At 68.9% G+C, this 13,538-nt stretch carries 7 protein-coding genes and 1 pseudogene; 5 read left to right on the top strand and 3 right to left on the bottom strand.

Annotated elements, in window-relative coordinates:
- Window positions 1–28: 28 nt before the first annotated feature.
- Window positions 29–6,031, bottom strand: coding sequence for an alpha-2-macroglobulin (locus tag G3N62_RS12270; protein WP_124669593.1), 6,003 nt, complete (start codon window positions 6,029–6,031; stop codon window positions 29–31).
- A gap of 291 nt (window positions 6,032–6,322) precedes the next feature.
- Here G3N62_RS12270 and G3N62_RS12265 point away from each other — a divergent pair, with 291 nt between their 5' ends.
- Complete coding sequence (locus G3N62_RS12265) at window positions 6,323–7,591, top strand: lipoprotein-releasing ABC transporter permease subunit (protein ID WP_124669592.1); 1,269 nt, start codon at window positions 6,323–6,325, stop codon at window positions 7,589–7,591.
- Between the two features lie 8 nt (window positions 7,592–7,599).
- Here the strand turns inward: G3N62_RS12265 and G3N62_RS12260 are convergent, their stop codons facing one another.
- Window positions 7,600–8,409 (bottom strand): hypothetical protein, encoded by an 810-nt coding sequence (locus tag G3N62_RS12260; RefSeq protein ID WP_124669591.1) that lies wholly within the window; start codon window positions 8,407–8,409, stop codon window positions 7,600–7,602.
- Between the two features lie 503 nt (window positions 8,410–8,912).
- On the opposite strand from G3N62_RS12260, the gene G3N62_RS12255 reads away from it, so the two are divergent.
- Both G3N62_RS12255 and G3N62_RS12250 read left to right on the top strand, forming a co-directional pair.
- Window positions 8,913–10,877, top strand: coding sequence for a Xaa-Pro dipeptidyl-peptidase (locus tag G3N62_RS12255; protein WP_124669590.1), 1,965 nt, complete (start codon window positions 8,913–8,915; stop codon window positions 10,875–10,877).
- A 131-nt stretch (window positions 10,878–11,008) separates the two neighbouring features.
- The gene (locus G3N62_RS12250; protein WP_124607571.1) at window positions 11,009–11,377 is read left to right on the top strand and encodes an NUDIX hydrolase; all 369 of its coding nucleotides are present in this window, start codon (window positions 11,009–11,011) and stop codon (window positions 11,375–11,377) included.
- Window positions 11,378–11,398: 21 nt separating this feature from the next.
- Here G3N62_RS12250 and G3N62_RS12245 read toward each other — a convergent pair whose 3' ends face one another.
- On the bottom strand, window positions 11,399–12,328 hold the full coding sequence (locus G3N62_RS12245) for a 2-hydroxyacid dehydrogenase (RefSeq protein WP_034186039.1): 930 nt from the start codon (window positions 12,326–12,328) through the stop codon (window positions 11,399–11,401).
- Window positions 12,329–12,494: 166 nt separating this feature from the next.
- Here G3N62_RS12245 and G3N62_RS12240 point away from each other — a divergent pair, with 166 nt between their 5' ends.
- Together G3N62_RS12240 and G3N62_RS35945 are read left to right on the top strand one after the other, a co-directional pair.
- Window positions 12,495–13,418, top strand: coding sequence for an ABC transporter substrate-binding protein (locus G3N62_RS12240; protein ID WP_069705516.1), 924 nt, complete (start codon window positions 12,495–12,497; stop codon window positions 13,416–13,418).
- A pseudogene (locus G3N62_RS35945) lies at window positions 13,415–13,538 on the top strand (ABC transporter permease); the annotation flags it as partial. The gene G3N62_RS12240 and the pseudogene G3N62_RS35945, both read left to right, overlap by 4 nt.

Here is a 13,538-nt window from a genome sequence, read left to right as displayed (position 1 = left end):
GGCGCGCAACGCCGCGGCATCCGCCTCGTCATCGCGCGCGCTCCACCGTCAGCGCCGTGCCGCCCGGCGCCTGCGCCTGCACCCGGCGGTCGTACATCGACTCGCCGTACGCGGGCGGCGCGACGAAGCGGCCCGCGTTGCTCGCCTTGATCCGGTAGACGAATTCGCGCACGTCGGTCGTCGCGGTGCCGTAGATCACCACGCGATCCTCGCGCACATCCGCGAACTGCGGCTGCCACGTCGACCCCGTCACGCCGATCGGCGACCGCCACGGCGCATCGGCCACCGGCGCCGACGCGCCGCCGTTGCCGTCGCCATCCTGCGTGTCCGTCGCGGGCGGCGGCGCGATCACCGGATCGAAGCCGCCCGGCAGCAGGTCGACGATCGCGATGTTGCCGACGTTCGCCGAACCCGTCGCGCGGATCTTCAGGTGCACGTCGATCTCCTGGCCGAGCGTGATCCTGTCGAGCGGCTTGCCGTTCGTGTCGGTGTAGTCGCGCACGATCTCCAGGCCGTTCCTGATCGCCTTCGTCGACGTGCCGCGGTCGTAGCCGGACTGGCTCGCGACCCACCACGCCGGCAGCGTGCTGCCGTTCACGAAGTCGACGCGCGACGCACCGGCCGCCCACGTGCCCGAGCGCACGAGGCCCGCCTGGATCGACGACACGTCCTTCGCGCCGGCACCCGCGCGCACTTCGTCGATCGCGAGCCGGTCGAGCTGGCCCGCGTTCGACGCCGCGTATGCGTCGAGCGCGAGAATCGTCATCGCCGACGACAGCGTGTTGTAGCGGTTGTCGACGAGCGGCGCGGCGAGGTTGTCCATCGCGCGCGGCGACAGCTTGCTCACGCGTTCGGGGAAGTGCTTCGCGAGCAGGTACAGCACGCTCGCGTCGCGCGTCAGCGGGTCGATGTAGTAGCCCGTCACGTAATCGCCGTCCGACGCGCGCTTGCGTTCGAGCAACGCCTGCGGGCCCGCGATCAGCGCGGCGGCTTCCTTGTCCTGCTTCAGCAGCTGATACGACGCGGCGAGCCATGCGGCCGCGAGATCGTTGTTCCAGTCCTTCGGGTACGCCTCCTGCAACCGTTTCTGCACGGCCGCGAGGCTGTTGGTCGTCACGTTGCCCTGACGCGTCAGCAGGTACACCGCGTACGCGCGCTGCCGCAGCAGGTCGAGCGAGCCGAGCGCATCGTTCGCGGCGAGCTTCTGCAGATAGGCATTGCCGGCATCGAGCATGTCCTTCGGCACCGCGATGCCGCGATCGCGCGCATCGAGCAGCACGTGCATCGCATACGCGGACACGAACGGATCGGCGCCGGGCGTCGCGCTCCACAGCCCGAAGCCGCCCTGCGCGTTCTGCCGGCCGCGCAGCACGCCGAGGAACTGCGCGATCGCGCTCGCATTCGCCGCATCGGCGCCGGCTTCGGGCGCATGCATCGCGCTCGTCAGCGCGCGCACCGACAGCCACTTCGCCGCGAACACGCGCGGCACGACCGCGCTGACCATCTGCTCGCTGCAGGCGTGGTCGAAGTTCACGAGATACGACGACAGCCCCTCGGACAGCACGAGCGGCGCGGTCGAGATGCTCGCGTCGCGCGACGCGTACGCGTCGTACATCGACCGCAGGTTCGGCACGCTCGCCTTCTTGCCCGGATCGACGCGCGCGATGTCGAGCTGCGTGCGGAACGCGGCGGCCGGCCGCACCGACACGTCGACGCGCTGCTGCGCGCCCTTCGCGCCGTAGCGCGCGCCGAACGACAGCGCGCCCGAACCGAGCGTATCGGTCGCCTTCACGCGGAACATCGCGACGCCTTCGTGCTGCGGCGCGAGCGCGACGTTCCGCGTCGCCGGACCGATCACCTGCAACTGCGGGCCCGTCTTCAGCGTGACCGCCACCGGCACCGGCTGGTTGCCCACGCCCGTCAGGTTGTTCGCGACGCCGACGCTGACGTCGGCCTCGTCGCCCGGCGCGAGCGTCGTCGGCACGTTCGGCGACAGCACGAAATCGCCGCGCACCGTCGTCGCGCCTTCGAACGTGCCGACCAGGTCCGGCGACACCGACACGGCCATCACGCGCAGCTTGCCGTTGAAGTAGTCGGGCACCGTGTAGCTCAGGCGCGTGTCGCCGTTCACGTCGACGATCCCCGACCAGTAGACGACCGGCTTGTCGCGCTTGCGCTTGAACGGGTTCAGCTGCCGGCCGATCGCGTCGTCGGCGTCGCCGCCGGGCGCGGCCATCGCCATCAGCTTCTCGAAGTCCGGCAGGATCAGGTCGAGGATCTGCGACGTGCCGACTTCGAGCATCCGCTTGCGGAAGAAGAACTTCAGCGGATCGCCGAGCTTGTAGCGCGCGACCTGCAGGATGCCTTCGTCGACCGCGAACACGACGACCTTTGCCGGCTTCGCCGAATGCACGGTGAAGTTGACGGTATCGCCCGGCTTCACCAGCGCCGGCGTCTCGACGCTCACCGCGTTGCGGCGCGCGTCGAGATTCACCGAGAACGGCACGACGCCGTAGCTCAGCGGGCTCATGAAGATCTCGTCCGACGACGGATCGCGGATGTACTGCACGTTGATGTAGCCGTTGCCTTCGAAACCGGCCGGCACCGTGATGTGCTGGATCGAGCTCGTCGTGTCCGCATGGAACCATGCATGCGCGTACACCTTGTCGCGCTCGATCGTGATCAGCCCGCTGCCCGCATAAGGCGCGCGGATCGCGATCTCGACCTGCTCGCCCGGCCTGAAGTCGTGCTTCGCGAGGCTCACCTGCAGCTCGGCGTTGCGGTCGAGCGAGCGCGTGACGTTCGCGGCGCCCGTGACCGAATACTCGATCCGGTTCACCGCGGTGCCGTCCGCGCGGCGGATCACGAGCGCGTAGCTGCCCGGCTTGTCGGTACGCAGCGCGAAGTCGAGCCCCGCGGCCGGAATCGACAGCGGCTTCTCGTCCACCGGCACTTCCTTCAGCCGCGAATCGTATTTGTATGCGCCGGAATCCTGCTTGGTCAGCACCGACACGTAGCGCTCCTCGACGAGCTGCGCACGCAGGTCCTTCACGTCGATCGCCTTCGCGCCCGGATCGATCGCGACGAGCCGCACCGAGCGCGGGCTGCCGCGCTTCACGTAGCCGAGATCGTCGACCGACTTGTAGCCGACGAGCCAGTCGTTGTTCGACACGAGCGTCTGCGCGTTCGCCGCGACGTTGCGCCCGCCCTCCGCTTCGTAAGCCTTCGCCTGGAAGTACAGCTGGTAGGTCGCGTCCGCGTACTTGTCGAGATCGAGGTCGAACTCGGCATGGCCCTTGTCGTCGGTCGTGCCGTCCTGCAGCGTCGTCGTGTAGCCTTCCTTCGCGCGCCGCGCATCGAAGAAGTGATAGCCCTGCCAGCTGCGGAACGACGGCCATACGGGGCGCAGCGTCAGCGTCGCCGCGACGCGGCGCTTCTCGGCCGGCGTGCCGAACAGGTTCTGCGCATCGACGATGCCCTTCAGCCCCTTCGGCTTCACCCACCCTTCGACGACCTGCTGCGACAGCTTCGCGTCGACCTTCATCCGGTCGGGCAGGAACTCCTTCACCTGGACGGTCGTGCTGCCGATCGGCTCGGCACCCGGCTGGCCGTCCTTCACGATATACAGGTTAACCGTCCACGTGCCGGTCGGCGCCGTTTCGGCGGTCGTGTAGCCGAGTTCGGTGAAGCCCGTCGCATCGACGGTCACCGGCTTGCGCTCGACGGTGATCCCGCGCGGGTCGACGATTTCCGCCTGCAACGGCACGCCGGCCGGGCTGCGCGCCCAGCTGGCCGCGCGCACGATCAGGCCGATGTGGAACGGATCGCCGGGCCGGTACAGGCCGCGATCCGAGAACAGGTACGCCGACAGCTGCCCCTGGCCCGTCGCGTTGCGCTCGCCGTCGACGTCGAAGCGCGAGAAGTCGAGCTGACGGTCGCGCCCGGCCACCGGCAGGAACGACAGGTCGGTGTCCTTCTTCACGACATACAGCTGCGGCCGCTTCTCGCGGTCGAGCCCCTTGAACGCGGGAAAATGCACGATGCCGTCGGCGCTGGTCGTCTGCGTGAACAGTGCCTGACCGTTGACCGCGAGCACCGACACGGTTGCGCCCGCAACCGGCTTGCCGGTGCGGATCGACTGGATGAACACGTCCTGGCTGCCATCCAGCGCCTTCTTGACCAGCATCCCGAGATCGGTCACGACGATCAGGCGCGTGTCGCCGAGCGCGCTGTCGCCATCGTCGCCATTGCCGTTGCCGCTGCTGTCGCCCGCATCGGCGTTGTCGGACTGATCCTGGCTGCCGTCGGCGGACGATGCATCGTCATCCTTCGCGTCGTCGGTCTGCTTCTTCGCGGCCGCCGGATCGAACTTCGACAGGTGCAGCAGGAACACGCCGCGCTTGCCGCCCTTCAGGTACTGGCCGAGATCGATGCCTTCGTAATGGGCCTTGCCGGGCTCGCCGGCCGGGAACGCGCGCGTCTGCACGAAGCGCTCGACGATGTGATCCTCGCTGAACGAATAGGACAGCTCGGGCCGCGCGTACGTGCCGTTGTTGAAGCTCACGAGATGCTGGATCTGGTCGGGCAGCACGCGGCCGATCTCGACCTTCATCCCCGGCAGGTTGCGCGACACGACCGACAGCCGCTTGCTGCCGCTCATCGACAGCAGCGAGCCGTCCGCCATGAAACGCAGCAGCTTCGGATAGTCGGGCACCGTGAACGCGCTCGTCACGGGCTTGCCGAGCAGGTAGCCGCCGGCCGACTTCAGGTCGCCCTCGACCCGCACGACGACGCGCTCGCCCGGCGTCGCGTGGTACTTGAAGCTCTGCAGCATCGCGAAATCGTTCTCGGTCGGCACCGCTTCGAGCGGCAGCGGCTTCGACTGCTTCAGCACCGCGTCGCTGATGTCGGCCACGTTCCATTCGTACGGCGGATCGTCGTCCGACTGCTCGACGCCCGGCTTGCGCTTCGGCAGCACCCACGCCTTCGCGCGCGCGGCGAGATCGGCGCTGCGCACACCGTCGGACGTTTCGGCGACGAGCACCTGCTCGGGCTCGTAGCGCTCGTTGTCGACGAGGGTCGGCGCGACGTTGCCGATCGACAGGCTGTACAGCCCCGGCACGCCGACCGACGCATGCAGCACGTCCGGCGTGCCGTTGCCGCCGCGCGCGCTCTTCACGCCCTTGTCGACGTCCAGCCGCACCGACAGCGGATCGCGCGGGATCTCGAGCGGCTGCGAGTAGACCCACGCGCTCGTCTTCATCTTGTCGTAGTTGACCGTGTAGCGCAGCGGCGACGCGCTCTTGCCGTCGCGGCCGACCAGCACGAGGCCGATGCGCTTCTCGAACTCGGCCGGATCGACCGGGTAGTTGAAGCGCAACTGCAGCAGGGCCTGCTTCTCCGCCGGGTTGTCGGGGTTCTGGTAGAACTCGTTGTTGCCGAAGGTGGCGGCGAACGCCGGCAGGTCGAACGCGAAACGATCGTCGCGCATGATCACCTGCGGCGCGAACACGCGGTGCACCGCGAAACGCACCTCGACGTGCGCGCCGACCGGCCAGTCGGCCGCCGGCGTGAAGCGCAGCGTCTTGTCGTCGACCCACTCCCACGCGCCCTTCAGCGCGGGCGTCATCTCGATGCCGTCGCCGGCCGGCTTGCCGACCCGCTCGATCGGCGCGGCCGACTGCGCGAACGCCACTTCGAGCGGATGCACGGTGATCTTCGGCTTGTCGGTGTCGTCGACCTCGTAGGTCGTGATCGCCGGCGCCTTCACGGTGAAGCCGACGGTTTCGGGCTCGGGCGGCTTCGGACGATGCTTGAACCAGTAGCCGCCGTAGCCGAGCGCGGCCGCGAGCAGCACCAGGCCGCCGGCGTGCCACGGACGGCGGCGCACGGCCGCCGCGGTGATGCCCATCCACGCGGGCGCCGTCCACGACACGTCGCCGACCAGCGGCCGCAGCGCGCAGCCGAGCAGCCACCAGACGAAGCCCGCCACGCGAATCGGCAGGAGCAGCAGGAAGCGCAGCAAATCCATGTTGTTATTTCCTTGTTCAAGGACGTGCGGCCGGCTTCGGCGGCGTTCCCCGAGATTTATCGGTCTGTGACGGCGCGGCCCTGGTTGCGCCGTAATGCTTGGAATGTTGTGTTCGACCGGATGCTGGCCGCCATTATCGATCAGACCCGAAAGGATGGAAATATCGGTGTGCCGGCGCGCAACGCCGCCCGACGACCGGCCGGACGGGCAGGTTTCGGCTCTCCGCCCCGACCTCGGCACACGGCCGCGCCGCGTTCGCTAGAATGCGCGGCTCGGCAGGATCGAATCGAAATGAAAGGAAACCGCTTGAAACTCCCGTTCGAATGGCAGATCGGGCTGCGCTACGCGCGCGGCGGCCGGCGCTCGGCCGGCGACGGCTTCGTGTCGTTCATCGCCGGCGCCGCGATGGCCGGCATCGCGCTCGGCGTCGCCGCGCTGATCGTCGTGCTGTCGGTGATGAACGGTTTTCGCACCGAGGTGCGCGACCGGATGCTGTCGGTGCTCGCGCACGTGGAAATCTTCTCGCCGACCGGTTCGATGCCGGACTGGCGGCTGACCGCGCACGAATCGCTGCGGAACCCGGCCGTGCGCGCGGTCGCGCCCTATGTCGACGCGCAGGCGCTGCTGACGAACGCGGGCAGCGTGACGGGCGTCGCGCTGCGCGGCATCGACCCCGTGCTCGAACCGCGCGTGTCCGAGATCGCGCGCAAGCTGAAGACCGGCCGCCTCGACGCGCTCGTGCCGGGCGAGATGGGCATCGTGCTCGGCGCGGCGCTCGCCGATGCGCTGCACGTGAAGATCGGCGACCGCATCACGTTCTTCGCGCCCGGCCACGGCGCGCGCATCGGCGAGGCGCTGCCGCGGTTCCGCCAGTTCAACGTGGTCGGCACGTTCGAGTCCGGCCATTACCAGTACGACAGCGCGCTCGCGTACATCCACATCCACGACGCGCGGAAGCTGTTCAACGTGCCCGCGCCGACCGGCGTCCGGCTGCGCGTCGACGACCTGCAGCGCGCGCCGGAGATCGCGCTCGCGCTGTCGCGCACGCTGTCGGGCGACCTGTACATCCGCGACTGGACGCGACAGAACCGCACGTGGTTCGAAGCCGAACGGCTGCAGAAACGGATGCTGTCGCTGATCCTGATGCTGATCGTCGCGGTCGCCGCGTTCAATCTCGTGTCGTCGCTCGTGATGACCGTCACGCAGAAACAGGGCGACATCGCGATCCTGCGCACGCTCGGCGCGCCGCCGCGCTCGATCATGAAGATCTTCGCGATCCAGGGGATGACGATCGGCCTCGCCGGCACGCTCGCGGGCGTCGCGTCCGGCTGCGCGATCGCGGTGAGCATCCCGTGGGTGCTGCCGGCGATCGAGCAGGTGCTCGGCATCCGCTTCCTCACCCCGTCCGTGTACTTCCTCAGCTCGCTGCCGTCGAAGCTGTCGGCGATCGACGTGATCGAGATCGCCGCGGCCGCCTTCCTGATGTCGTGCGCCGCGACGCTGTACCCGAGCTGGCGCGCCGCCCGGGTACGGCCGGCCGAGGCGTTGCGCGACGAATAGGCCGCGCGTTACGCGGTCTCGTGGAAGCCGACGCTGTGGCTGCCGTCCGGCGTGTAGGCGGCGAGCACGTCGAGGCCGACGTCGACGAGTTCCGCGCGCATGCCGGCCGTCTTGTGGCCTGACGGGTCGACCAGGATCGCGGTGCCCGACGACAACTGGCGCACGGTATTCAGCAACGCGAGCGTGCCGCGCGCGGTGCCGGCCGACTGCCCGACCGTCAGCGGCGTGCCGTCTTCCGCGACGAGGCGCTGGCCGGACGTCAGCGGCTGGTTGCGCGCGACGGACGCGTTGAGCAGGCTCATGAAATGAAAACGCGCATCGGCGTTCCGGCCGGCCACCGCGCGGTCGCTGTCGGTGAACGTGTCGCCGCGCACGGCCGCGCCCTGCGCGGCGAGGTCGACCGCCTGGTCGTGAAACGCGTTCACCGCGGCCACGAGGCCGGCATTCGCGTTCAGCGTCGACTCGATCCACGCGCGGTCGCTCTCCGGCAGGCTCGTCGAGTCGACCTTGATCTGCCCGTTGTCGGTCGTGAAGTCGAACGACGCGTCGGCCAGATCCGGCCGCTTCGCGACGATCTCCTGCATGCTCGCCGCGAGCGGGTCGGTCACGCCGCGCAGCTTCATCGTCAGGTCGCCGACCATCGACAACTGTTTGGTCAGCGCCGCCTGCATCGCTTCAGGATCCAGCGCCCTGACCGTGAGCGGCTGGCCGGGCGGGTTCCCGGAATCCGCCGTATCCGTGCCCTGGCGCCCGTCGAGCGCCGCCTGTGCCATCTGCGCGAGCGACAGGCCGCCCGCAGCCGTAACCGAAATCGTCATTGCCCTCTCTCTCCTTTCAGACTGTTTTTCACGGTTTACGGACGGATTCCACGAAAGTTGAGACGGTATCGCGTCGACACATGCAAACTTTGTTTGACTCAAGCTAAAAAAGTTTGACACGGACATTTCACTGAGATAACTTTTGCGCAAGCTTCCGGAAAGCAATCCGGCCCGCCGTGCCGGCTCGTTTCGCGCTTTCCTGCCATTGCCGCACCGCCGTTCGCAACATTCCCGCGTCACCGCATCGCGCCGTTCCGTTTCATCCGAAACCTGAAGGAAGCCCGGTCATGCCTGCGTTTGATTCGCACTCCTGCATTCATTCCGTGCCGCCGCCGCGCTGACGCGCCATTCGCGCTCCGTTCGGGGCGAGACGCCGGTGCGCGTCGCCCGCCGCTTTTGATGGTGCAGTTCCGCTTCATCCGATGCAGTACCCGGCCAGGCCGCAGGGGGCGTATCGCGAGCCGCGCCGGTTCCAGACAATCACAAGAGACGAGGTCGATCCAATGAACATTCATCGAACCGGATTCCGGCGCGCGTGGCTGCCCGCGCTCGTGGCAGCCGCGACGCTCGCCGCGTGCGGCGGCGACGACGGCGGCAGCGCGGCGGGGGTATCCGCACTCGCGCAGGGCCAACAGGAGGGGGCCGCCGCAGCGGCGGCCGATGCGCAGTCGCTGGCGTCGCACGTGTCGCCGTCCGGTGTCCCGTACGCGAATCCGGCCAGCAACGGACGCTACAAGCCTGTGATCAGCAACGGCCAGGTGCAGCCGTCGCTGTCGGGCGGCACGATCGAGGAAAACGCGTGGGTCGACACGCCGGTCGATTCCGACGGCGACGGCATGCGCGACCGCATCCACGTGCGCATCGTGCGGCCGTCCGAAACCGCGAACGGCGCACGCACGCCCGTCATCGTGCTCGCGAGCCCGTACTACGCGGGGCTCGCCGACAGCCCCGACCACGACGTCGACGTCGAACTCGACGGCACGCCGCATCCGGCCGCGAACGCCGGCGCACCGGCATCGGCATCCACGCGCATCCTGGCCGCCGCGCCGCAGTCGCGGATGCTGCAGCAGGTCGAAGCGGCCGCCGCCGGCCGCTCGTGGATCGAGAGCTACTTCGTACCGCGCGGCTTCACGATCGTCTACGCGGATTCGCTCGGCACCGCCGGCTCGGACGGCTGCCCGACGATCCTGACGCGCGACGAATCGGTCGCGATGGCGTCGGTGATCCGCTGGCTCGGCCGCGACGCGACCGCGAAGGACGCGAACGGCAAGACGGTCGTCGCGAACTGGTCGACGGGCCACGTCGGCATGTACGGCGTGTCGTACGACGGCACGCTGCCGAAGATGGTCGCGAGCCTGCGCACACGCGGGCTCGACGCGATCGTGCCGATCGCCGGGCTGACGAACATGTACGGCTACTACCGCTCGGGCGGCCTCGTGCGCGCGCCGGAAGGCTATCAGGGCGAGGACGTCGACGTGTACATCAAGGCGCTGCTGACGAACGCGCATCCGGAACGCTGCACGCACCTGATCGACGAAGCGTTGCAGCAGGAAGACCGCAAGACCGGCGACTATTCGCCGTTCTGGGCCGCGCGCGACATCCCGACGGGGTTCGCGGTCGCGCCGGCACTCGTCGCGCAGGGGCTCACCGACGACAACGTGCGCGTCGACCAGTCGACATCGTGGTATCTCGCGATGCGGCGCCAGGGCGTGCCGACGCAGCTGTGGCTGCACCGCCTGAAGCACACCGACCCGACGCGCGTGCCGGCGATGGGCGAAGCGTGGACCGCGGAGGTGAACCGGTGGTTCACGCGCTACCTGATCGGCTACAGCAACGGCGTCGAGCGCGATCCGCGCGCGGTGATCGAGCAGGCCGACGGCACGCTGCTGAAGGAAGCCGACTGGGCCGCGCGCCGTGCGACGCCGGTCACGTACTTCGCGGGCGGCGACGGCGCAAGCACCGGCACGCTGCTGCGGCTGCCGAGCGGCGGCCCGCTCGCGCGCTTCACCGACGATGCGCGCATTCCGGCGCTCACGCTGGCGAACACGCCGACGGGCGAAAACCGCAGCCGCTTCGAAACCGCGCCGCTGACGGCCGCGGCGCGCCTGTCCGGCACCGCGACCGCACGCGTCAGGCTGACCTTCACCGGCGTCGCCAACGTGACGGCGCTGCTGGTCGATCGCGCGCCGGACGGCACGGCCACGATCGTCACGCGCGCCTGGACCGACCCGCGCAACCGGCTGTCCGAGTGGCTGACGGAACCCGTGCTGCCCGGCCTGCCGTACGACCTGAAACTGACGTTCATGCCGCGCGACTACAAGCTGGAAGCCGGCCACCGGCTCGGGCTCGTCGTCCTCTCCAGCGACTACGAGGCGACGCTGCGGCCGACGCCCGGCACGGGCCTGACGCTCGATCCGGCCGGCACGTCGGTGACGGTGCCGCTGGCTTCGACGTCGGCGGGCGTGTAGTCGCACGCCGGCTGCCGGCATGACGGCACGGCCGCCCCCGCCTGCGCGCCCGTCGGCGCGGGCGGGGGTTCGCTGCAGGAACGGCACGCCTGCGCCAGGCTGCGAAAATCGAACGCCAACGGTGCCCTCCCATGATCCCCCTCAGCGCGAAAGCGATCGTCCGTGACGGCCGCTCGGTCCTGCTCCTGCGTAATCCACGCGACGAATGGGCGTTGCCGGGCGGCTGGCCCGAAGCCGGCGAATCGCTCGAGGAAACCGTCACGCGCGAAGTGCGGGAGGAATGCGGGATCGTCGCCTCGGCGATCCGCCACGTGGCGAGCCGCTCGTGCGAGGTCGTGCCGGGCAAGCGCGTGCTCATCGTGTGCTTCGAGTGCCGGGTCGATCGTCATGAAATCGTCCTGAGCGACGAGCACAACCCGTTCGGCTGGATCGACCTCGATGCCGACAAACCGGCGAACCTGCCGGATTTCTATCGGGCATTCCGCAGGCAGGCGGGCTGATTCGCGCCCGCCCTTCGGCACTCACACCGGCGTCAACACCGGCTGCCCCGCGAAATGCCGCGCCGCGTTGTCGAGAAACTGCTGCACCGACCGATCGAGCGCCTCGGGCGACCAGCCGCCCATGTGCGGCGTCAGCACGACGTTGTCGAGATCCGTCAGCGCGCGCGGCGGCTCCGGTTCGCCTTCGTACACGTCGAGCCCCGCACCGGCGATGCGCCGTTCGCGCAGCGCGTCCGCCAAAGCAGCCGTATCGACAACACTGCCGCGCGACACGTTGACGAGAAAACCGCCGGGCCCGAGCGCATCGAGCACGGTGCGGTCGATCAGGTGCCGCGTGCCCGCGCCGCCGGGCGTCGCGACGATCACGAAATCGGCCCACTGCGCCAGCGCGTCGACCCGGTCGAAATAGCGGTAGGGAACGGGCTTCTCGGACCGGTTGTGATAACCGATCTCGATGTCGAAGCCGGCCGCACGGCGCGCGCACTTCTCGCCGATCTTGCCGAGCCCGACGATGCCGAGCTTCCTGCCCGACACGTTCGGCGGCATCGGCAACCCCTCGCGCCACACGCCCGCGCGGGTTTTCGCATCGAGCTGCACGACGTTGCGCACCGCCGCGAGCAGCAGCGCGAACGCGTGATCGGCGACGCAATCGTCGTTGGTGCCCGCGCCCGTGACGACCGTGACGCCACGCGCCTTCGCATGCGCGACGTCGATGTGCTCGTAGCCCGCGCCGAGCGCGCTGACGAACGTCAGTTGCGGCAGCCCGTCGATCTCGGCGGCGGTGAGCCCCGTGCTGCCGTTGGTCAGCACCGCGCGAATCGTGCCGCCATGTTCGGCGATCGCGCGTGCGCGTTCGTCGGGCGTCGGAGCATGGCGCACGTCGAACGACGCGGCGATCTTGCGCTGCGCGTCGCCGCGCAATGCGATGAGGACCAGCAACTCGGGCTTCATGTCGGCAAGTGTCCGCAGGCAGGGAACGAATTTCAGTGTAACAAGCGCACGCGACGGATGCGGGTTATCCCCACACGGGCTGTGGACACACCGCCGCACGCGGTTTGCCAAAGCCGGCTCAGTCAAGTAACTTTCGGCGTACGCCCCCGTCCTGGAGATCGGCCCAATGAAGCTCGCCCTGCCCGCCCGGATCCTGGGCCTCGTGTTCGCCGCCGCCATCGTCGCGCCCGGCGCGCACGCCGACACGCCCGTCGTGGTGTCGTCGAAGATCGACACCGAAGGCAACCTGCTCGGCAATCTCGTCGCGCAGGTGCTGAAGGCCCACGGCATTCCGGTCACCGAAAAGATCGCGCTCGGCACGACGCCGATCGTGCGCAAGGCGCTCACGAGCGGCGAGATCGACATCTACCCGGAATACACCGGCAATGCCGCGTTCTTCTTCAACAAGGCCGACGACCCCGTGTGGAAGAACGCCGCGCAAGGCTACGACACCGCGAAGAAGCTCGACTACGCGGCGAACCATCTCGTGTGGCTCGAGCCGGCGCCGGCGAACAACACGTGGGGCGTCGCGCTGCTCGCCCCCGTCGCGCAGTCGCAGCACCTGAAGACCCTCTCCGATTTCGGCAAGTGGGTAGCCGGCGGCGGCAAGGTGAAGCTCGCGGCATCGGCCGAATTCGTGAACAGCGCGTCCGCGCTGCCGTCGTTCGAGAAGGCGTACGGCTTCAAGATGAAGCCCGAACAGCTCGTCGTGCTGTCCGGCGGCGACACGGCCGCGACGATCAAGGCCGCCGCGAACCAGACCGACGGCGTGAATGCCGCGATGGTCTACGGCACCGACGGCGGCATCGCGTCGAGCGGCCTCGCGGTGCTCGACGACGACAAGCACGTGCAGCCCGTCTACGCGCCGGCGCCCGTGATCCGCGAAGCCGTGCTGAAAGCGCATCCGCAGATCGCCGACTACCTGAAGCCCGTGTTCGCGAGCCTCGACCTGAAGACGCTGCAATCGCTGAACGCCCGCATCCAGATCAACGGCGAGCCGGCCGCCGGCGTCGCGAAAAGCTACCTGAAAGCGAAGGGCTTCGTTAAATGACGGATCGCGCGGCCGCATCCGCGCGGCGCGTGACACTCGACAAGGTCGGCATCCTGATCGGGGTACTGACGATCGTCGCCGTGTTCGGCCTGTCGTTCGCGGTGCTGCGGCCGAACCGGA

Origin of the sequence: Burkholderia sp. Tr-20355 (assembly GCF_017104685.1) — a bacterium.
Lineage (GTDB): Bacteria > Pseudomonadota > Gammaproteobacteria > Burkholderiales > Burkholderiaceae > Burkholderia > Burkholderia seminalis.
This window is presented reverse-complemented; position numbering and strand designations above follow the sequence as displayed.